Genomic DNA, 23,517 nt, shown 5'->3' with positions numbered 1-23,517 from the left:
TATCGGGAGAGCGGGCCTCCCGACCGGGTACCGGCTCGGGAGGCGCGCGCAAGCAGATCAGTAGAGCCCTTCGACCGCGGTGCCGGCGGTCTCCAGCGGGCGCACGTTGGCGACACCGTCCGTGGGGAAGCGGTCGCCGGTGTCGTAACGCACCGCCTCGTCGCGCTCCAGCACGTTGGGCAGGAAGAGGTCCTCGTGGAGCACGGTCAGCCGGACCCGGCCCACCGATCCGTACGGCACCGGTGCCATCGGGTCGGCCTTGTCGACGACCGCCATCGTCACCTGCGGGAAGTTCGGCAGATACGGCATGAGTTCGCCGTCCCGCTCCACGGGCAGACCGGCCGCGTTGCCGAAGGTGTTGCCGTAGCTCAGGCCGCAGATGCCGCCGTCCAGGGCGGCCACGATCTGCCGGTAGACGGAGGGGACCAGGTGGGTACCGCTCAGCCGGACGCCGCGCAGGGCCGCGACCTGCTCGGGGGCCCGCTTGATCAGCGCCACCATCAGCGCCGGGGTGGTGTTGAGGTAGTCCACCTCGCGGGTCTCCAGCACGTCCAGGATCTGGTCGAGCAGGTGCTCGGTGTAGTCCCGCGCGACGGGCATGCGCGCGGTGCGCAGCAGCCGCTTCACCCAGCGGGGGTCCATGTCGATCGCGTACACGACCCCTTGGTGCAGGTCCCCGGCCTCCCAGACTCCGTTGCCGATCAGGTGCGGTCCGGTGGGCGTCGCCTGGAGCCAGGTGCGGTGCGGCTCGAAGCCCTCGGTCGTGAACGACCAGCGGCGCCACACACCCCGCTGGACGATCATCTCCGGGGTGTAGAAGACCCGGCACGGCGCGCCCGTGGTGCCGCCCGACTCCCACACCCTGCCGGTGAGCGGGCGGTCCACGGCCAGCGGTACGAAGTCCCGCGGGTCGCGCGTGCGCAGCACGTCCAGGTCGAACGGCCCGAACGTGGTCAGGTCGGCGTGGCGCGTGATGTCCCTCGGGTCGAACGGCAGTTCCTTCGCCCGCTCCAGCCAGTACGGGCTGCCGGTCTCCGGGTCGAAGTGCCGCCGGACCACCCGCCGGGTCCACTCGTCGAGATCCGTGTCCAGCCAGCCGTCTACGAGTTTGTCGCAGTCGGCCGCGGACAGGCCCGAGCTCAGCACGGCGCGAGTCCGGTCTCGGGGTACTCGATGCCGAGCTCGAACACGGTGGAGACGACCTTCTCGATGTGCTCGGGCTGCTCGACGTGGACCACGGGGAAGGGTATGCGCAGCAGTCCGGCGGGGATCGCCGGGCCGACCACCACACCGAGCTGGACGCCCAGTTCGTGCATGCCGTCGTACACGTACGGCAGGCTGATCGGGGTGGTGGGGTTGCGCTTGAACAGGTCCCGCACGTCCTCGCCCGAGGCCAGCTGCCTGGGATCCAGGCAGGACAGCACCGGCAGCTCGGGGGCGCCGAAGTCGATGGCGTCGATGTGCGGCTCGACGAACTTCCGGAACGGGGCGCGCAGCGGGGTGTGCTGGGCGATGCCCCGGCCCGGCATCAGCGTCACCAGGCCCTCGGGCAGCGAGCCCGCCAGCGCGGCCATGGGCTCGTGCAGACCGCCCAGCATGTAGATGCGGAGCGCGCCGTCGGCGGTGTCGCCCATGTCACCGGCGACGTACACGCCCTCGGCGCCCCCGACGAACGCCTCGATGGTCTGCCCGGCCGGGACGGCGGCGATGGCGAGGGCGTGCGCCGGCTCCGACGGGTCCGGGTCGGGGCACAGACGGGTGCTGCGGAGCAGGCCGAACAGCTCCTGGCGGGTGAGGGCGCCGGCCAGGCAGCTGCTGGTCATGGCGCCCAGGCTCAGGCCGCCGAGGGCGGAGGGGTGCACGCCCTGCTCGGCGAGGATGTCGTGCACGGCCAGGGCGAGCGCGGTCTCCCTGATGGAGCCGGCGCTCTGCCGCTCCTCCTGGGACTCCGGCAGGTCCTCCTCCAGGATCTGACCGACGGTCAGGCCGGTCCAGTCGGCGATCTGCTCGTACAGCCGCTGCATCACGGGGTACGCGCGGTGCAGTTCGATGCCGTGCGGCTCGGTGCCGACTCCTCCGCCGAGCAAGTAACCCAGTGCCATGGGAACCTCCATACATCGTGTGCCGGACGCGGCAGGTCCGGCCGTCCAAAGGGGGGAACTTCGCCTCGACGGCGCGCGGGACGGTGTCGAGGGTGGATCGTGGTGCGCGGGGCCCGCCCGGCCGGGCGGGCCCCTTGCGTCAGAGGGCCGCCAGCCAGTCCTTGACGGCCTGCGTGGTCGTCTCCAGGTGGTCTTCCATGACCGTGAAGTGGTCGCCGGGGATGTCCTGCACGTCGGTGGCGGGCCATACCGCGCGCCACTCCTCGCTCGACGGGTCGTCCGTCATGCCCTCCAGGGGAACGGTGGCCCGCAGCAGCAGCGTCGGCGTCCGCACGGCCCGCGGCTCCCAGAACTCGTACATCCCGCAGTACCAGCCCATGGCCGTGAGGCGGGTGCCGTCCAGGCTGACGAACCGCTCCTCGCGCTCGAACATGCCCTTGAGCAGCTGGTCCTGGACCCGGTTGATGTGCGGGCTGGTCATCGGATAGCCGTCGATGACCACGACTCCGGCGGGGGCGACGCCGCGCCGGCTCATCCGCTCGCCGGTCGCGTGCGCGAGCACGCCTCCGGAGGAGGAGCCGAGCAGGACGAACGGGTCGTCGCCGACCAGCTCCGCGATCATGTCGCAGTACACGTCGGCCAGCGCCTCCGCGTCCGCGGCGAGCGGCTCGTCGTTCTGGAAGCCGGGGACGTCGAGCGCGGCGACGTCGTACTCGTCCCCGAAGAACGAGGCGAACCGGACGAACTGGTGGGCGCCGCCCAGGGCGACGAAGGCGGAGAGGCAGATGATCCTCGGCCGCTTGGCGCCGGTGGTCAGCCGCAGCGGTCCCGGTATGCCCTCGCGGCCCTCCGCCGCCGTGAACATCGGCCGCAGCTGGGCGGCCTGGTGCAGCAACTTGACGCCCGTCTTCAGCCGGCCCCGCTCGGCGGCGTACCGGAAGAGCTCGCCGGCCGCGTCCAGCGGGCCGGCGCGGCGGGACGAGACCGCCGGCGCCGCCGGCTCGGCCGCGGGCGCGGCGAGCAGCGCGGTGCGCAGGAACCGTGCGAGTTCCTGGGGGGTGGCGCAGTCGAAGGCGACGGTGGGGCGCAGCCGCAGCCCGGTGACCGCGGTCAGCCGGTTGCGCAGTTCGACGGCGGTGAGCGAGTCCAGGCCCAGCGCGAGGAACGCGGCGGTCTCGTCGATGTCGTCGGCCGAGGCGTGGCCGAGCACGGTCGCGAGGTGGCCCCGCACGATCTCGCCGAGCAGCGCGTCGCCGCCCTCCTCGTCCAGACCGGCGAGGGTGCTCCGCAGCTCGTCGGCGCCCCGCCGGTCGGGGCCGGCCCCGGAACGCCGGGCCGGGGCGCGCACGAGGTCCCTGAGCAGGGCCGGGGCCTCTTCGGGTGTGGTGTCCAGCGTGGCAGCCGCCAGGGTCACCGGGGCGAGCGCGGGCGCGTCCGTGCCGCGCGCCAGGTCCATGACCGCCAGCCCCTGCTTGGTGTCGAACGGCACCACTCCCCCGCGTGAGATCCGCGCCACGTCGGCCTCGTCCAGGTTCTGGGTGAGGCCGCTGCTGTGCTCCCACAGGCCCCAGGCGAGGGACTGGGCGGGCAGGCCCTGGGCGCGCCGGTGGTGGGCCAGGGCGTCGAGGAAGGCGTTGGCCGCCGCGTAGTTGCCCTGGCCGGGTGCGCCCAGGACGCCGGCGACCGAGGAGAAGAGGACGAACTCGCGCAGCCCGAGGCCGCGTGTCAGCTCGTGCAGGTGGAGCGCCGCGTCGACCTTGGGCCGCAGCGCGGTGTCGACCTGCGCGGGGGTGAGCGAGGCGAGGACGCCGTCGGAGAGCACGGCCGCGGTGTGCACGACCGCGGTCAGCGGCGACTGCTCCGGTACGGACGCCAGCAGCTCGGCCACGGCGTCCCGGTCGGCCATGTCGCAGGCGGCGCCGATGATCTCGGCGTCGAGGTCCGCGCCCAGCCGCTGGATCTCCGCCGCGTCGGGGCCCCGCCGGGAGGCCAGGACGATCCGGCGGACGCCGTGCTCGGTGGCGAGGTGGCGCACCACCAGGCCGGCCAGGCCGTCGGCGCTGCCGGTGACGAGAACGGTGCCGTCCCGGTCGAGTTCCCGCTCGGTGCTCTCGTGGGTGGAGCGGTGCAGCCGGGGCACGCGCAGCTCTCCGCCGCGCAGCGCCAGTTGGGGTTCGTCGCAGGAGAGCGCGGCGTCCAGCAGGTGCTCGCTCTCCTCGTCGGTGTCGACGACGACGAAGACGCCGGGGTTCTCCGACTGGGCGGACCTGAGCAGCCCCCACACCGGGGAGCCGGCCAGGTCGGTCACGTCCTCGTCGGCCGCGGTGGCCACCGCGCCCCGGGTGACGACGACCAGGCGGGCGCCGTCGGCGTGGTCGGCGGCCAGCCACTCCTGCAGCCGGCCCAGCATCCGGCCGGTGGTCTCGTGAGCCGCCGCCGCGGTCGGCGGGCCCGGCTCGACGCGCACCACGGTGTCGGTGCGCTGCACGGCCTGCGGCAGCGGGCGGGTCACCCAGGACACCTGATACAGCGAGTCGTGGCGGACCAGGCCGGTGAGGCGGCGCAGCGCGAGGGAGTCCATCGTGAGCACGGGCCGGCCGTCGCGGTCGGTCGCGCGGACGGACACCTCGTTCTCGCCCCGCACCGTGGTCTCGACCCGCAGGTCGCCGCCGGCCTCGCCGTGTACGACGACACCGCCGAAGGAGAACGGCAGGACGGGCCCGCCCTCGTCCCCGTCGCGGGACAGGCCGACGGTCTGCAGCGCCGCGTCGAGGAGCGCGGGGTGGACGCCGAACCGTCGCAGTCCGGACCGCTGCTGCTCGGGCAGCGCCACCTCGGCGTAGATCCGGTCGTCCAGGCGCCAGGCGGCGGTCATCCCCTGGAACGCGGGGCCGTACTCGATGCCGCCCTCGGCGAACCTGCCGTAGAGGTCGTCGATGTCCACCGGTTCGGCGCCGACCGGCGGCCAGTGGGCGCCGGTCTGGTCCGCGGCCGGGTCCTCGGCCCCGCCGGGCGCGAGCCATCCGGTGGCGTGCCGGGTCCAGGGTTCCCCGCCGGACGTGGCGTGGACGGCGAACGGGCGCCGCCCCGCCGGGTCGGGGCCCTCCACGGACAGCTGGACGGTCAGCGGCTCGGCGGGGTCGAGGAGCAGCGGGGTCTCCACGGTCAGTTCTTCGAGCAGGCCGCACCCCAGGTCCCGGCCGGCGTGCAGCACCGACTCCACCAGGGCCGCGCCGGGCAGCACCACGGTGCCTCCGACGGCGTGGTCGGCCAGCCACGGGTGGGTGCGCAGCGACAGGCGGCCGGTGTGCAGCAGGGTGCCGCTGTCGGCGACGGGCTGCGGCCGTCCGATCAGCGGGTGGCCGTCGGCCGCGCCGCCGAGGTGCTCGATGGCCGGGTCCAGCCAGTATCGCTTGTGCTGGAAGGCGTAGGTGGGCAGTTCGACCCGTCGGGCGGCGGGGAAGGCCGCGCTCCAGTCGACGGGCACGCCGGTCACGTGGAGTTCGGCGAGGGAGAGCAGGAACCGGTCCCAGCCGCCCGCGTTCCGCCGCAGCGTGCCCACCACGGTCCCGCCGACCGTCTCCTCGATCGCCGAGGTCAGCACCGGATGCGGACTGACCTCGACGAACACACCGTGTCCCGCGCCGCCGAGCGCGCGCACGACGGTCTCCAGCTCCACGGTCTGCCGCAGGTTGCGGTACCAGTACTCGGCGTCGAGCGCCGCGGTGTCCAGCAGACCCCCGGTCACCGTCGAGTGGAAGGGGACCTCACCGCTGCGCGGCGAGACCGCCGCGAGCGCGCTCAGGATCTCCTCGCGGATCTCCTCCACATGCGCCGAGTGCGACGCGTAGTCCACCGGAACGCGCTTCGCCCGCTCCACCGACGCCAGCACCGCATCCAGACCGGCAGGATCACCGGACACCACCACCGACGACGGACCGTTCACCGCCGCCACCGACACACCCTCCGGCAGCAACTCCCGGACCGCATCGACCGGGAGCGGCACCGACACCATCCCACCCCGACCCGCCAGCGCCGTGATCGCCTTCGACCGCAGCGCCACGACCCGCGCACCGTCCTCCAACGACAACGCACCCGCTACGACAGCGGCAGCGATCTCACCCTGCGAGTGACCCACCACCGCAGCCGGTTCGACACCGTACGACCGCCACAGCGCAGCCAGCGACACCATCACCGCCCACAACACCGGCTGCACACGGTCGACAGGGTCGAAGTCACCCGAACTCACGATGTCCGTCAACTGCCAGTCGACGAACGGAGTCAGCGCCCGCTCACACTCCGCGAACCGCTCCGCGAACACCGGCGACGACTCCAGCAGCTCCACCGCCATCCCCGCCCACTGCGCCCCCTGCCCCGGAAAGACGAACACCCTCTTCCCTGCGGGTGCCGTGGTGCCGCGGACGGCGTGGTCGGAGATCTCGCCGCGGGCCAGCAGGTCCAGCTCGTGGCCGAGGGTGCCGCGGTCGGCGCCGACGACGACCGCGCGGTGCGGCAGCGCGGCCCTGGAGGTCGCGGTCGAGAACCCGATGTCGGCCGGCACGAGGCCGGGCCGTGCCGCCAGGTGGGTCCGCAGCCGGTCGGCCTGGTCGCGCAGGGCGTCGGCCGTCCGCCCGGACAGCAGCCAGGGAACCGCCGTGACGGGCACGGGCGGCGCCGCCCCGGCGGCCTTGCCGTCGGCCTCGGGGGCCTGCTCCAGGACGAGGTGGGCGTTGGTGCCGCTCACCCCGAAGGACGAGACGCCGGCACGCCGGGGGTGCCCGTACTCTGGCCAGTCGACGGCCTCGGAGAGCAGCCGGACGTCGCCCTCCGACCAGTCGATGTGGGTCGACGGCGCGTCGACGTGCAGGGTCCTGGGCAGCACGCCGTGCCGCATGGCCTGCACCGTCTTGATCACACCGGCCACACCGGCAGCCGCCTGCGTATGACCGATGTTGGACTTCAACGACCCCAACCACAAAGGCCGTTCCCGCTCCTGCCCGTACGTGGCCAGCAACGCCTGCGCCTCGATCGGGTCACCCAGCGTCGTGCCCGTCCCGTGCGCCTCCACCGCGTCCACCTCGGACGGCCTCAGACCGGCGTTCGCCAACGCCTGCCGGATCACCCGCTGCTGCGAAGGACCGTTCGGCGCCGACAGGCCGTTGGAGGCACCGTCCTGGTTCACCGCACAGCCACGGACCACCGCCAGCACCGGATGACCGTTGCGCCGCGCGTCCGACAACCGCTCCAGCAGCACCACACCCACGCCCTCACCGAAACCGGCACCGTCGGCACCCTCCGCGAAGGACTTGCAACGGCCGTCGGCGGCGACGCCGCCCTGCTGGCTGAGGCCCACGAACAGGCCGGGACCAGCCATCACGGTCGCGCCGCCGGCCAGGGCCAGAGTGCTGTCGCCCGCGCGCAGGGACTGCACGGCGAGGTGGATCGCCACCAGGGAGGAGGAGCAGGCGGTGTCGACGGTGACGGCCGGGCCCTCCAGGCCGAAGGCGTACGCGATCCTGCCGGAGCCCACGCTGGACTGGGTGCCCATGCCCAGGAACGCCTCGACGCCGTCCGGGACGTGGTGCAGGGGACCGCCGTAGTCGGTGCCCATCAGGCCGACGAAGACGCCCGTCCTGCTGCCGCGCAGAGTGCCCGGGTCGATGCCCGCGCGTTCGAACGTCTCCCAGCTGGTCTCCAGTAGCAGCCGCTGCTGCGGGTCCATGGCCAGCGCCTCACGCGGGCTGATGCCGAAGAAGCCGGGGTCGAAGTCGGCGGCCTCGGCGAGGAAGCCGCCCTCGCGGGCGTGGGACGTCAGCGTGTCGGGCGCGCCCTCGCCGAACAACCCGCGGGTGTCCCAGCCACGGTCCTCCGGGAACGGGGAGATGGCGTCCCTCGCCTCGCTGACCAGGGTCCACAGGTCGTCGGGCGAGGCGACCCCGCCGGGGTAGCGGCAGCCCATGGCGACGATGGCGACCGGCTCGTCGGTCCGCTTCGACAGACGCTGGTTGGCCTCTCTGAGGCGCTCGTTGTCCACCAGTGCGCTGCGCAGGGCAGTGATCACCTGGTCCTGAGGGGCAGTCATCATGAGCTCCACACACGTCGATCCGGATCAGGATTCGTCATTACCAAGGGCACTGGCCCAGCGGACGAGATCGTCCACGTCCATGTTCTGGATGTGGTCGATCCGGTCGGCCGTCGTCTGCTGCCGCCCCGCTTCCGCCAGCCGCAGGATCACGTCGAGCACGCCGGCCGCACGCAGCTGTTCCACGGAGACGGACGCGACGGCCTCGCGGATCTCGTCGTCGTCCGCGTCCCCGCCCGGCTCCGCGGGAGATACGGGAGATGCGGGAGATGCGGGTGCCACGGCCGGGGCCAGTCCCAGCTTGTCGTAGAGGTAGCCGGCCAGCCCCGAGGCGGTCGGGTAGTCGAACACCAGGGTCGGCGTCAGCCGGGTGCCGACGGCGGCGGAGAGCCGGTTGCGCAGTTCGACGGCCATCAGCGAGTCGAAGCCGAGGCTCATGAACGTCACGTCCGGGTCCACGGCGGCGGGCCCGTCGTAGGCGACGACCGCGGCCACGGTCGAGCGCACCAGATCCAGCAGGCTGTCCCGCTGCGCCTCCTCCGGCAGCCCCTCCAGCCGTTGCCGGAACGTCGTCGCGTCCGCCGATCCCTCGGCCACGGCCGGGGTCCGCCGCACGGCTGGCCGCACCAGGTGCCGCAGCAGCGGCGGGATCTCCCCGCCGCGGGGCGACAGGTCCAGGTGGATCGGCACCAGCACGGCGTCGTCCATGGCGGACGCGGCGTCGAACAGCGCGAGTCCGTCGGCCGAGCCGATGGGCCGCACACCGCCGCTGGTCAGCCTGGCCACCTCGCGGTCGCCGAGCCCGCCGGTCATGGCGCTGCGCTGCTCCCAGAAGCCCCAGCCCAGCGACTGGGCCGGCAGGCCCGCGGCGCGTCGGCGCTCGGCCAGCGCGTCGAGGAAGGCGTTGGCCGCGGCATAGTTGGCCTGGCCGGCCGCGCCGAAGGTCGCCGACGCCGAGGAGAACAGCACGAACGCGGTGAGCCGCAGGTCACGGGTCAACTCGTCGAGCAGCAGCGCCGCGTCGGCCTTGGGCCGCAGTACGCGGTCGACCTGCTCCGGCGTCAGCGACATGACCGGGGCGTCGTCGAGCACCCCGGCCGCGTGCACGACCCCGGTCAGCGGCCGGTCGGCCGGGATGCCGGCGACGACGTCGGCCATCGCGGTCCGGTCGGCGGCGTCGCAGCCGACGGCCACCACCCGGGCACCCGCGGCCGTGAGTTCCTCGACCAGCTCCGGGTCCGGCCCGGAGCGTCCGACCAGTACGAGGTCGCGTACTCCGTGCCGGTCCACCAGGTGTCGCGCGGTCAGTCCGCCGAGGACGCCGCCGGCTCCGGTGATGAGCACCGTGCCGTTCGGGTCCCACTTCGGCTCCTCGCCGCTCGGCGCGGCCCGCACCAGCCGGGCGGCGAGTACGGCACCGTCCCGGACCGCGAGCTGCGGTTCACCGCAGGCCACGGCGGCGGGCGCCCACCGGGTGACGTCGTCGGCCGGGCCGAGGTCCAGCAGGACGAACTGGTCGGGGTGCTCGCTCTGCGCCGTCCTGACCAGCCCCCACACCGCCGCATGGACCGCGTCCCGTGTGTCGGGCCCGGCCGCACCGCGGGTGACGAACACCAGACGCCGGTCGTCCTCGTGCTCCGCGGCCAGCCACTCCTTGACCCGGGCGAGCGCCCGATGCACGACGGCGTGCACGTCGTCGCCGGATCCGGTGAGGTCCGCCACCTCGTACGGCGTCACGGGAGCGCCGTCGGCTGTCACCGGATGCCAGTCGACCCGGTACAGCGACCGCACCCGGGCGGCCTCCAGCTGCCCCGCCACGAGCGGGCGCATCACCAGCGACTCGACGGCGGCGACCGGGGATCCGGCAGCGTCGGCGACGGTGATCGCGACCTCGTTGGTGCCCGTCGTCGTCAGCCGCACCCGCAGGGTCGTCGCGCCCGACGCGTACAGGCTCGTCCCGCCCCAGCTGAACGGCAGCCGGACCCCGCCGGCGTCGCCCGCGGACGGTCCGGCCTCGACGGCGGCCAGCCACAGCGCGTGCAACGCCGCGTCCAGCAGCGCCGGGTGGAGACCGAACAACTGCGCGTGATCACGGTGTGCCTCGGGCAGGGCGACCTCGGCGTACACGTCGTCACCGCGGTGCCAGGCCGCCCTGAGTCCCTGGAAGCCGGGCCCGTATTGGTATCCCTGCTCGGCGAAGCGGGAGTACAGGTCGGTGGTGTCCAGGGGTTCGGCACCGGCCGGGGGCCACTGTCCGCCCAAGGCGTCCGCCGTTGCGGCGCCGGTGGCCAGCGCGCCGGTCGCGTGCCGGGTCCACTCCTGGTCGGCGGGTGCGTCCTCCTCCCGTGCGTACAGGTTGAGCGAGCGCCGCCCCGACACGTCGGGCGCGCCCACCGACAGCTGGATCGAGAGTCCGCCGCGGTCGGGCAGGACCAGCGGCGTTTCCAGGGTCAGTTCCTCGACCGTGCCGCAGCCGAGCTGCGCGCCCGCGTGCTGCGCCAGCTCCAGGAACGCCGTCCCCGGCAGCAGCACCGTGCCGTTCACCGCGTGATCCGCCAGCCACCGATGCGACCGCAGCGACAGCCGCCCGGTGAACAGACACCCCTCCCCATCCGCCAACGGCAACGCCGCCCCCAGCAACGGATGCCCCGCACTGCGCAGACCCGCCGCACTCACGTCACCACGCGCCGCCGACGCCTCCAGCCAGTACCGCTGCCGCTGGAAGGCATACGTCGGCACATCCCCGTACGCGGGCGTCCCGCCGAACAACGGCGTGAAGTCCACCGCGACACCCCGGACGAACAACTCCCCCGCCGACAACAGGAACCGGCGCAGACCGCCCTCGTCCCGCCGCAACGTCCCCGACACCACCGACTCGTCACCGACAGCCTCGTCGATGCCGACCGTGAGGACGGGATGCGCACTGACCTCGACGAACGTGGTGTGACCGGCCTCCGCCAGGCCACGCACGGCCGCCTCGAACTCCACCGTCTGCCGCAGGTTCCGATACCAGTACCCGGCGTCCAGACCCGTGCCGTCCGCCCACTCCACGTCGACGGTGGAGAAGAACGGGACCGTAGCCTCGCGCGGCGACACGCCTTCGAGTACGTGCAGGATCTCCTCGCGGATCTCCTCCACATGCGCCGAGTGCGACGCGTAGTCCACCGGAACGCGCTTCGCCCGCTCCACCGACGCCAGCACCGCATCCAGACCCGCCGGATCGCCGGACACCACCACCGACGACGGACCGTTCACCGCGGCGACGGACACGCCCTCCGGCAGCAACTCCCGGACCGCATCCACCGGCAGCGGCACCGAGACCATCCCACCGCGACCCGCCAACGCCGTGATCGCCCTCGACCGCAGTACGACGACCCGCGCACCGTCCTCCAACGACAGCGCGCCGGCGACCACGGCAGCAGCGATCTCACCCTGCGAATGACCCACCACCGCGTCCGGCCGCACCCCCACCGACTCCCACAACGCCGCCAGCGACACCATCACCGCCCACAACACCGGCTGCACACGGTCGACCCGGCCGAACTCACCGGATCTCACAACCTCCGTCAACTGCCAGTCGACGAACGGGATCAGCGCCCGCTCACACTCCGCGAACCGCTCCGCGAACACCGGCGACGACTCCAAGAGCTCCACCGCCATACCCGCCCACTGCGACCCCTGCCCCGGAAAGACGAACACCGTCTTCCCCACCGGCGAAGCAACACCGGACACCACACCCGCCAACGGCCCACCCTCCACGACCGCCTGCAGACCTGCCCCCAACTCCCCAGCCGAATTACCCACCACCACCGCACGATGCTCGAACACCGACCGGCCCACCAAAGCCGCACCCACCGCAGCCCGATCCTCACCCACCAGCCCCACCAGCCGACCCGCCTGCGCACGCACCGCACCCACCGAACGACCCGACACCACCCACGGCACCACAGCCGAGGACACCACCCCCGACACCACCGGAGCCTCCACCGGAGCCTGCTCCAGGATCAGGTGGGCGTTCGTACCGCTCAGACCGAACGACGACACACCCGCCCGGCGCGGACCGTCCCAGGGCCGTTCCTCGGTCAGCAGACGTACCTGGCCCGTGGTCCAGTCGACGTGCGGCGAGGGCGCGTCCACGTGCAGGGTCCTGGGCAGCACGCCATGCCGCATCGCCAGCACCATCTTGATCACACCGGCCACACCGGAGGCGAGCTGTGTGTGGCCGATGTTGGACTTCACGGAGCCCAGCCAGAGCGGCTCCTCGCGGCTCTGGCCGTAGGTGGCCAGCAGGGCCTGCGCCTCGATCGGGTCGCCGAGTGTCGTACCCGTCCCGTGTGCCTCGACGGCGTACACGTCGGACGGCTCCAGCCGGGCATTGGCCAGCGCCTGCCGGATCACCCGCTGCTGGGCGAGGCCGTTCGGCGCGGACAGGCCGTTGGAGGCACCGTCCTGGTTGGTGGCGCTGCCGCGGATCACGGCGAGCACCCGGTGCCCGTTGCGCCGGGCGTCCGACAGCCGCTCCAGCACCACCACGCCGACGCCCTCGGACATGCCCATGCCGTCGGCGGCGGCGGCGAACGCCTTGCAGCGGCCGTCGGCGGCCAGGCCGCGCTGCCGGCTGAAACCGATGAAGCCCTCAGGGTTGGCCATCACGGTGACACCGCCGGCGAGGGCGAGCGAGCACTCGCCCGAGCGCAGCGCCTGGCCCGCCAGATGCATCGCCACCAGCGAGGACGAGCACGCCGTGTCGACGCTGACCGCGGGCCCTTCGAGACCGAGGGTGTACGCGATCCGGCCGGACGTCACACTGGCGGAGCCGCCCGTGACCATCTGGCCCTGGAGTCCCTCGGGCACCTCGGCGTTGGCGCCGTAGCCCTGGTAACCGGTGCCGACGAAGACGCCGGCCCGCTCGCCCCGCTGGCTCTCGGGGTCGATGCCGGCCCACTCCAGCGCTTCCCACGCGGTCTCGAGGAGCAGCCGTTGCTGCGGGTCCATGGTGAGTGCCTCGCGTGGGCTGATGCCGAAGAACACGGGGTCGAAGTCGCCCGCCGCGTCCAGGAAGCCACCGTGCCGGGTGTACGACGTGCCGGGCCGGTCGGGGTCCGGGTCGTAGAGGCCGTCCAGGTCCCAGCCGCGGTCGGCCGGGAAGTCCGAGATGACGTCACCGCCCGAGCGCAGCAGCTCCCACAGCTCCTCCGGGCTGTTGACGCCGCCCGGGAACCGGCAGGCCATCCCCACCAGTGCGATCGGCTCGTCCTCGGCCGCGACCACGACCGTGGCCGCCGGGGCCGCGGTGCCCTGGGTCAGCTCCGTACGGAGGTGGCGGGCGACGGCGTGGACGGTGGGGTGGTCGAAGACGACCGTGGTGGGCAGCCGGAGGCCGGTCGCCGCGTTGAGCCGGTTGCGCAGTTCCACCGCGGTGAGCGAGTCGAACCCGATGTCGCGGAAGGCGCGCCTGGGGTCGACGGCGTCGGCGCCGGAGTGGCCGAGGACCGAGGCGACCTGTTGGCGGACGAGCGTGACGAGCTCGGTCTCGGACAGCTGGGCCGCCACCGGCGCGGCGGCGGGAGTCTCCTCCCGGGCCAGGGCCGCCACCTCCGGTATCTCGTCCAGCAGGGGACGGGGGCGGGCGGAGGTGAAGACCGGCGCGAAGCGCGACCAGTCCACTTCCGCGACGGCGAGGCACGTCTCGTCGTCGTCCATGGCCCGCTGGAGGGCCGCGACGGCCTGCTGCGGGTCGATGAACGGCAGGCCCTGGCGGCGTACCCGGTCCATGTCCAGGCCGCCGGGCATGGCGGCGGTCTCCGCCAGGTTCGGGGTGTTCCAGATGCCCCAGGCGATGGACGTGGCCGGGACACCGCGGCCGCGCAGGTGCTCGGCGTAGGCGTCGAGGAAGGCGTTGGCCGCGGCATAGGCACCGTGGTCGCCGCTGCCCCAGACGCCGGCGATCGAGGAGAAGAGGACGAACGCGTCCAGGTCGGGGAGCAATTCGGCCAGGTGGACCGCGCCCGCGACCTTGGCGTGCACGACGTCCTCGACCTCTGTCAGCGAGGTGTCCGCCAGTGACGCGATCTGGATGAGGGCCGCGGCGTGGACGACCGCGCGGACGGGGGTGCCGTCCGCGTCGAGCCGCGCCACCAGTTCCGCCACCGCCGTACGGTCGGTGACGTCGCAGCCGGTGTACTCCAGCCGCGTCCCCGACTCGCCGAGTTCCGCGGTGAGCGCGGCGGCGCCGGGCACGTCCGCGCCACGGCGACTGGCCAGGACCAGGTGCTCGGCTCCCGCGGCGGCCAGCCAACGGGCGATGTACGGGCCGACCGCGCCCGTGGCGCCGGTGACCAGGACGGTTCCCCGCGGGCGCCAGGCCCGCCGGGCCGGCCGGCCGTCGGGCAGCGCCCGGGTGAGGCGGCGTACTCGGGCGGTGCCGCCGCGGACCGCCCACTGGTCCTCGTCGCCGCCGCCGGCGAGCACGTCGCAGAGCACGGCGGCGGACACCTCGTCGTGGTCGGCGGGCAGGTCGACCAGGCCGCCCCAGAACTCCGGGTGCTCCAGGCCGATGACCCGGCCGAGGCCCCACACCGCCGCCTGCGCGGGGTGCCGCAGTTCCTCGTCGCCGACCGCGGTGGTGGCGCCCTGGGTCAGGCACCACAGCGGCCCGGTCCAGTGTGTGTCGTGGAGCGCCTGGGTGAGCACGGTGGTGAGCGCCAGTCCGGCGGTCAGGCCCGGGTGTGCCGGGTCCGGCCGCTCGGCCAGGGCCAGGAGCGACAGCACGCCCTGCGGCTGCGGCCGGTCGGCCAGGGCCGCGGCCAGTTCCTCCCGGCCGGTGCCTGCGGGGACGACGTACTCCTCGACCCGGGCGCCGCGCTCGGTGAGCGCGCGGAGTGCACCGGCCGCCCAGACGTCCTCGCGGTGTCCCTCGGGGACGACCGCCAGCCAGGTGTCCGGCAGCGGCCGGGCCGGGGGCGTGGCCGGGCGCCAGGTGACGCGGTAGCGCCAGGAGTCCGTGGAGACCTCCGGGGACGGCGGTGCCAGCCAGTACCGCTCGCGCTGGAACGGGTAGGTGGGCAGGGCCGTCCGCCGGCCGCCCGGGTACAGCGCGGCCACGTCCACGTCCACGCCGTGCGCCCATGCGGTGCCGAGCGAGGTCATGAAGCGGCGCAGGCCGCCGTCGTCGCGGCGCAGGGTACCGACCGCCAGGACCGCGGCGTCGCCGTCGGCGTCGGCGTCCTCGGCGGTCTCCTCGATGGGCATGGTGAGGACGGGGTGTGCGCTGACCTCGACGAAGGCGCGGAAGCCTGCGGCGGTCAACCTGCGCACGGCGGCTTCGAGTTCCACGGTCTGCCGCAGGTTGCGGTACCAGTAGTCGGCGTCCAGTTCGGTGCCGGTCACCCACCCGGTGTCCACCGTGGAGAAGAAGGGGACCGTAGCCTCGCGCGGCGACACGCCTTCGAGCACGTGCAGGATCTCCTCGCGGATCTCCTCCACATGCGCCGAGTGCGACGCGTAGTCCACGGGCACCCGCTTCGCCCGCTCCACGGACGCCAGCACCGCATCCAGACCCGCCGGGTCACCGGACACCACCACCGACGACGGGCCGTTCACCGCGGCGACGGACACGCCCTCCGGCAGCAACTCCCGGACCTCGTCCACCGGCAACGGCACCGACACCATGCCACCCCGACCCGCCAACGCCGTGATCGCCCTCGACCGCAACGCCACCACCCGGGCGCCGTCCTCCAACGACAACGCACCCGCCACCACCGCGGCAGCGATCTCACCCTGCGAATGACCCACCACCGCAGCCGGCTCGACACCGTACGACCGCCAAAGCGCCGCCAACGACACCATCACCGCCCACAACACCGGCTGCACACGGTCGACTTGGTCGAAGTCACCGGAACGCACGATGTCCGTCAACTGCCAGTCGACGAACGGAGTCAGCGCCCGCTCACACTCCGCGAACCGCTCCGCGAACACCGGCGACGACTCCAGCAGCTCCACCGCCATCCCCGCCCACTGCGACCCCTGCCCCGGAAAGACGAACACCGTCCCGCCCAGTGGACCGGCGGCGACCGGGCGGTCGAGGGCGGACAGGCCGGCCGTCCAGTCGTCGGCGTCCCGGCCGACGACGACCGAGCGGTACTCGAACGCGGTGCGGGTCGCCAGGGTGTGGCCGACGTCCACCGGGTTCTCGCCGGCCAGCGGCCGCAGTCGCGCGGCCAGGGCCGGCACGGCCTCCGGTGTCCGGCCCGAGAGCAGCCACGGCACGACCGTGGCGGGCGGGGCGGCGGGCGGGGCGGCCGGGGGCACCGACTCGATGATCGCGTGCGCGTTGGTGCCGCTGATGCCGAACGACGACACACCGGCCCGGCGCGGGCCGTTCCCGTCGGGCCACGCACGGGCCTCGGTCAGCAGCTCCACCCGGCCGGTGGACCAGTCGATGTGCGGAGACGGCTCGTCGGCGTGCAGCGTCCTCGGCAGTGTGCCCTGCTGCATGGCCAGCACCATCTTCATGATGCCGGCGACACCCGCGGCGGCCTGGGTGTGGCCGAGGTTCGACTTGACCGAGCCCAGCCACAACGGCCGGTCGGCGTCCCGGTCCTGTCCGTAGGTGGCGAGCAGTGCCTGCGCCTCGATCGGGTCGCCGAGCGACGTACCCGTGCCGTGTGCCTCCACCACGTCCACGTCGGACGGCTTGAGACCGGCGTTGGCCAGCGCCTGCCGGATCACCCGCTGCTGCGAGGGGCCGTTGGGGGCGGTGAGCCCGTTGGAGGCGCCGTCCTGGTTGACGGCGCTGCCCCGCACGGTCGCCAGTACCGGGTGCCCGTTGCGCCGCGCGTCCGACAGCCGCTCCAGCAGCAGGACGCCGATGCCCTCCGCCATGCCGAAGCCGTCGGCGTCCGCCCCGAAGGACTTGCACCGGCCGTCCGCGGCCAGGCCGCGCTGCCTGCTGAACTCCACGAACCCGCCCGGCGTGGCCATCACCATCACGCCGCCGGCGAGCGCGAGCGTGCACTCGCCGGAGCGCAGCGCCTGGCTCGCCAGATGGACGGCGACCAGGGAGGAGGAGCAGGCCGTGTCGACCGTGACCGCGGGCCCCTCCAGGCCGAAGGTGTACGAGAGCCGGCCGGAGACGACGCTCGCCGAGTTGCCGGTGGCGATGTAGCCCTCGCCGACGTCCGGCGCCCCGGCCAGCAGCGTGATGTAGTCCTGGCTGTTGGTGCCCATGAAGACACCGCCGGGCGTGCCCTTGAGCGAGGCGGGGTCGATGCCGGCCCGCTCGAACGTCTCCCAGCTGGTCTCCAGGAGCAGCCGCTGCTGCGGGTCCATGGCCAGCGCCTCGCGCGGCGAGATGCCGAAGAAGCCCGCGTCGAACTCGCCCACGGCGTCGAGGAAGCCGCCCTCGCGCACGTACGAGGTGCCCGGGCGGTCGGGGTCGGCGTCGTAGAGGCGGCTGACGTTCCAGCCGCGGTCGGTGGGCAGCCCGGTGATCGCGTCACCGCCCGCGGCCAGCAGCTCCCACAGCGCTTCGGGGGTGCTGACGCCGCCGGGAAAGCGGCAGCCCATGGCGACGATGGCGATCGGCTCGTCGGAGGCCGCGGCCACCGGGGCGGCCACGGTGCTGCGGGTGCCCGCCAGTTCGGCGAGGAGGTGGGCGCCCAGGACCGAGGGGGTCGGGTAGTCGAAGACCAGGGTGGCCGACAGCTTCAGGCCGGTGGCCTTCGTGAGCCGGTTGCGCAGCTCCACCGCGGTGAGCGAGTCGAAGCCCAGCTCGCGGAAGGCCTTGCCGGACTCGACCAGGTCCGGGGAGGCATGGCCGAGGACGAGGGCCGCGGCACCGCGCACCAGGTCGAGGACGTACCGCTGCCGTTCCGGCTCCGGCATGGCCGCGAGCCGGTCACCGAGGGACGACCCCGCGCCTGCTCCGCCGGCCGCCCGCCGCGCGGGCGCACGCACCAGGCCGCGCAGCACGGCGGGCAGGGTCTCCTGCCGGCGCAGCGCGTCGTGGTCGACGCGGACCATGACCGGCGCCGCCAGGTCCGTCGCCAGGGCGGTGTCGAACAGGGCGAGGCCCTGCTCCGAGGAGAGCGGTGTCATGCCGGAGCGGGCCATCCGGGCGAGGTCGCCGTCGTCCAGCCGCGCGGTCAGGCCGCTGCGCTCCGTCCACATGCCCCAGGCCATGGACTGCGCGGGCAGTCCCGCCGCCCGCCGGTGCTGGGCGAGCCCGTCCAGGAAGGCGTTGGCGGCAGCGTAGTTGCCCTGGCCGGGGGCGCCGAAACTGCCGGCGGCCGACGAGAACAGCACGAAGGCGGCCAGGTCCTGGTCCTGCGTCAGTTCGTGCAGGTGGAGGGCGGCGTCGGCCTTGGCTCGGAGGACCCGGTCGAGGCGTTCGGGCGTGAGGTCGGCGAGGACGCCGTCGTCGAGGACTCCCGCGGTGTGCACGACCGCGGTCAGCGGCCGGTCCAGCGTGTTCAGTACCTGGGCCAGCGCGTCCCGGTCGGAGACGTCACAGGCGACGGAGCGGACGTCGGCGCCGGTGATGTCCGGGGCGGCGCCGCTGCGGCTGAGCATGACGAGATGGCGGATGCCGTGCTCTGCCACGAGGTGTTCGGCGACGAGCCCGGCCAGCACGCCGCTGCCGCCGGTGACCAGGACGGCACGGTCGGGGTCGAGCCGGCGCGGCGGGGTGAGGACGAGCTTGCCGACGTGCTTGGCCTGGCTGAGGAAGCGCATCGCCTCGGGGGCGCGGCGCAGGTCCCAGGCGCGGGTCGGCAGTGGCGTGAGCACGCCCCGCTCGAAGAGGCCGAGTACGTCGGTCAGCATCTCGTGGATCCGGTCGGGGCCGGCGTCCATCAGCTCGAAGTCCCGGTAGCGCACGCCCTCATGCGCGGCCGCCACCTGCTCGGGGTCGCGGAGGTCGGTCTTGCCCATCTCGATGAAGCGTCCGCCGCGGGGCAGCAGGCGCAGCGAGGCGTCGATCAGCTCGCCGGTGAGGGAGTTCAGGACGACGTCCACGCCCCGGCCGTCGGTGGCGGTGCGGAAGACGCTCTCGAACTCGGCCGTCCGGGAGGAGGCCAGGTGGTCGGCGGCGAGTCCGGTCGCCTCCCACTTGCCGGTACTGGCCGTGCCGTAGACCTCGGCGCCGAGGTGGCGGGCGAGCTGGACGGCGGCCATGCCGACGCCGCCCGCGGCGGCGTGCACGAGCACGGTCTCGCCGGCGCTGAGGCCTGCCAGGTCGACCAGTCCGCGGTAGGCGGTGAGGAAGACCACGGGCACGGCCGCGGCCTGCTCGAAGGTCCAGCCGTCGGGTATCCGGGCCAGCAGCCGCCGGTCGGCGACCGCGACCGGCCCGTAGCAGCCGGCGAACACACCGCAGACCCGGTCTCCGACCGCGAGGCCGGTGACGCCCGGCCCGGTCCCGGTGACGACACCGGCGCCCTCGATGCCCATCGGGCCCGGCTCGCCCGGGAGCAGGCCGAGGGCGTTGAGTGCGTCGCGGAAGTTCATGCCGGCGGCGCGGACCTCGACGCGCACCTCGTTGTCGGCGAGCGGGGCGGTCAGCTCGGGCGCGGGCAGCAGCGCCAGGTTCGCCAAGGTGCCGCGTTCCGTGGTGCCGAGCAGCCACGCGGGCGTGCCGTCGGCGGGCGGCAGCAGGGTGTCGCCGGTGCCGAAGCGGGCCAGTCGCGGCCGGTGGGCGACGCCGTCGCGGAGCGCGAGCTGCGGTTCGCCGGTCGCCGCGGCGGCGGCCAGGAGGGGGGCGGACGCCTCGTCGGAGTCGATCAGTACGAACCGGTCGGGGTGCTCAGCCTGTGCGGAGCGGACCAGGCCCCACACCGCGGCGTGCGCGGGATCCACGTCCGCGCCCGGCTCGGTGGCCACGGCCGCCGTGGTCCGGACGATCAGGGTGGCGTCCTCGGCGAGGGCGTCCTGCAGCCGGGCGAGCACCCTGGCGGTCACCTCGTGCACCGGGCCGGAGCCTACGGCGAACACCTCGGGCTCCGGGTGCGTGCCGTCGGTGTCCAGCGCCAGAACCGGCCACCGGAAGTGGTACGGAAGCTCGCGGGAGGTCTGGAACAGGGCGGGGTTGAGCGGGCGGACCACCAGGGAGCCTACGGTCACGACGGGCTCGCCGGACTCGTCGGCCGCCGCGATGGCGATCGAGTCCGGCCCGTCCGGGCGGATCCGGACCCGGAGCACGTGCGCGCCGGACGCCAGCAGGGAGACCCCGCGCCAGGCGAACGGCAGCCGTGCCTCGTCGCCCGGGAAGAACGCGCCCAGACCCGCGGCCTGGAGCGCCGCGTCCAGCAGTGCGGGGTGCAGACCGTACGCGTCGGCGTCGTCGGCCTGCTCCTCGGGGAGGGCGACCTCCGCGAACAGGGTGTCGCCCTGCCGCCAGGCGGCCCGCAGTCCCTGGAAGGCCGGCCCGTAGACGAAGCCGTTGCCCGCCATGCGGTCGTAGTAGCCGTCGAGGTCCATCGCCTCGGCTCCGGCCGGGGGCCAGGTGCGGGAGGTGAAGTCGGTGACGGCGGCCGCCTCGGCGAGCGTGCCGCCCGCGTAGCGGGTCCACTCCTGGTCGGCGGGTGCGTCCTCGGCCTTGCCGTGCACCGTGAGCCGTCGGCTGCCGTCCGCGTCGGGTGCGCCGACCACGACCTGGATCGCGAGTCCGCCGCGGTCGGGCAGGACCAGCGGCGTTTCCAGGGTCAGTTCCTCGACCGTGCCGCAGCCGAGTTGCTCGCCCGCGTGCTGCGCCAGTTCCAGGAACGCCGTCCCCGGCAGCAGCACCGTCCCGTTCACCGCGTGGTCCGCCAGCCACGGATGCGTCCGCAGCGACAGCCGCCCGGTGAACAGGTGCCCTTCCGCGTCCGCCAACGGCAGTGCCGCACCGAGCAGCGGATGCTCCGCGCTGCGCAGACCCGCGGCACTCACGTCCCCATGCGCCGCGGACGCCTCCAGCCAGTACCGCTGCCGCTGGAAGGCGTACGTCGGCAGGTCCCGGTAGGCCGGCGTACCGCCGAAGAACGGTGTGAAGTCCACCGCCGTACCCCGGACGAACAGTTCACCCGCCGACAACAGGAACCGGCGCAGACCACCCTCGTCCCGCCGCAGCGTCCCCGACACCACCGACTCGCCGCCGACGGTCTCGTCGATGCCGACCGTGAGGACGGGGTGCGGGCTGATCTCGACGAAGGTTCCGTGTCCGGTGTCCGCAAGGCCACGCACGGCGGCTTCGAGCTCCACGGTCTGCCGCAGGTTGCGGTACCAGTACCCGGCGTCGAGCGCCACGGTGTCCAGCAGGCCACCGGTCACCGTCGAGTGGAACGGGACATCACCGCTGCGCGGCGTCACCCCGGCGAGCGTGTTCAGCAGCTCCTCGCGGATCTCCTCCACCTGCGCCGAGTGCGACGAGTAGTCCACCGGGACTCGCCTGGCACGTTCCACGGACGCCAGCACGGTCTCCAGACCCGCCGGGTCACCGGAGACCACCACCGAGGACGGCCCGTTGACCGCGGCCACGGACACGCCGTCGGGCAGCAGGCCGCGGACCTCGTCCACCGGGAGCGGCACCGACACCATGCCGCCACGCCCCGCCAGCGCCGTGATCGCCTTCGACCGCAGGGCGACGACGAGGGCGCCGTCCTCCAGCGACAGTGCGCCGGCGACCACGGCGGCGGCGATCTCGCCCTGCGAGTGACCCACCACCGCGTCCGGACGGACACCGGCCGACTCCCACAGCGCCGCCAGCGACACCATCACCGCCCAGAGCACCGGCTGCACCACGTCGACCCGGCCGAACTCACCGGAGCGCACGGCCTCTGTCAGCGACCAGTCCACGAACGGCGCCAACGCCCGTTCGCAGTCCCCGAACCGTGCCGCGAACACCGGCGAGGACTCCAGCAGCTCCACCGCCATCCCCGCCCACTGCGACCCCTGCCCCGGAAAGACGAACACCGTCTTCCCCGGCACCGAGGACACACCGGACACGACACCCGCCGGCGACTCGCCGTCCGCGACCGCCCTCAGGCCAGCCCCGAACTCCCCCGCCGAACCACCGACGACCACCGCACGATGCTCGAACACCGACCGGCCCGCCAGAGCCGCACCCACCGCAGCGTGATCCTCACCCACCAGCACGCCGAGCCGATCCGCCTGCGCACGCACCGCATCCGCCGAACGACCCGACACCACCCACGGCACCACACCCGAGGACACCACCGGCCCGCCGGCCACCGGCCGCGCCACCGGAGCCTGCTCCAGGATCAGGTGGGCGTTCGTACCACTCAGACCGAACGACGACACGCCCGCCCGCCGCGGACGGTCCCCGTCCTGCCAGTCACGGGACTCGGTCAGCAGTTCCACCTGGCCCGCGGTCCAGTCGACGTGGGTCGACGGCGCGTCGACGTGCAGGGTCCTGGGCAGCACGCCGTGCCGCATGGCCTGCACCATCTTGATCACACCGGCCACACCGGCAGCCGCCTGCGTATGACCGATGTTGGACTTCAGCGAACCCAGCCACAACGGCCGGTCGGCCTCGCGCTCCTGGCCGTAGGTGGCCAGCAGGGCCTGCGCCTCGATCGGGTCACCCAGCGTCGTGCCCGTCCCGTGCGCCTCCACCACATCCACCTCGGACGGCCTCAGACCGGCGTTCGCCAACGCCTGCCGGATCACCCGCTGCTGCGAAGGACCGTTCGGCGCCGACAGGCCGTTCGACGCACCGTCCTGGTTCACCGCACTGCCACGGACCACCGCCAGCACCGGATGACCGTTGCGCCGCGCGTCCGACAACCGCTCCAGCAGCACCACACCCACGCCCTCACCGAAACCGGCACCGTCGGCACCCTCCGCGAACGCCTTGCAGCGGCCGTCGGCGGCCAGGCCGCGCTGCCGGCTGAACTCGGTGAACAGGGCGGGGGTGGACATGACGGTGACACCACCGGCGAGGGCGAGCGAGCACTCGCCCGAGCGCAGCGCCTGGCTCGCCAGATGCATCGCCACCAGGGAGGAGGAGCAGGCGGTGTCGACGGTGACGGCCGGGCCCTCCAGACCGAAGGTGTACGCGATCCTGCCGGACAGCACGCTGGGCGAGGTGCCGGTGCCGAGGAAACCCTCGATCTCCTCGGGCACCTCGGTGAGGCGCGCCGCGTAGTCCTGGTACATCACACCGGCGAACACACCGGTGGCGCTGCCCTTGAGGTCCTGCGGGCGGATACCGGCGCGTTCGAACGCTTCCCAGCTGGTCTCCAGGAGCAGCCGCTGCTGCGGGTCCATGGCCAGCGCCTCACGCGGGCTGATGCCGAAGAAGCCGGGGTCGAAGTCGGCGGCCTCGGCGAGGAA

General features: G+C 73.6%; 3 protein-coding genes and 1 pseudogene. All 4 read right to left on the bottom strand.

Annotation, left to right across the window (positions count from 1 at the left end):
- Nucleotides 1-57: 57 nt before the first annotated feature.
- Nucleotides 58-1,146, bottom strand: coding sequence for an arylcarboxylate reductase (locus ACFWPS_RS41035; RefSeq protein WP_383715557.1), 1,089 nt, complete (start codon nucleotides 1,144-1,146; stop codon nucleotides 58-60).
- Nucleotides 1,140-2,102 (bottom strand): ACP S-malonyltransferase, encoded by a 963-nt coding sequence (locus ACFWPS_RS41030; RefSeq protein ID WP_383715555.1) that lies wholly within the window; start codon nucleotides 2,100-2,102, stop codon nucleotides 1,140-1,142. Before ACFWPS_RS41030 ends, ACFWPS_RS41035 begins: the two co-directional genes overlap by 7 nt.
- Before the next feature lie 139 nt (nucleotides 2,103-2,241).
- A pseudogene (locus tag ACFWPS_RS41025) lies at nucleotides 2,242-8,151 on the bottom strand (type I polyketide synthase); the annotation flags it as partial.
- A gap of 60 nt (nucleotides 8,152-8,211) precedes the next feature.
- The coding region (locus tag ACFWPS_RS41020) for an SDR family NAD(P)-dependent oxidoreductase (protein WP_383715552.1) at nucleotides 8,212-23,517 on the bottom strand (15,306 nt) is incomplete at its 5' end.

This window comes from Streptomyces sp. NPDC058457, assembly GCF_042720695.1.
In the GTDB taxonomy this organism is placed as follows: Bacteria; Actinomycetota; Actinomycetes; order Streptomycetales; family Streptomycetaceae; genus Streptomyces.
Note: the sequence above shows the minus strand (reverse complement) of the source record. Positions and strands in the feature narration are given on the sequence as shown.

Bases quoted from the DNA above. Each gene is read 5' to 3' on its own strand.
- ACFWPS_RS41030 (WP_383715555.1), bottom strand. From the start codon at position 2,102: ATGGCACTGGGTTACTTGCTCGGCGGAGGAGTCGGCACCGAGCCGCAC.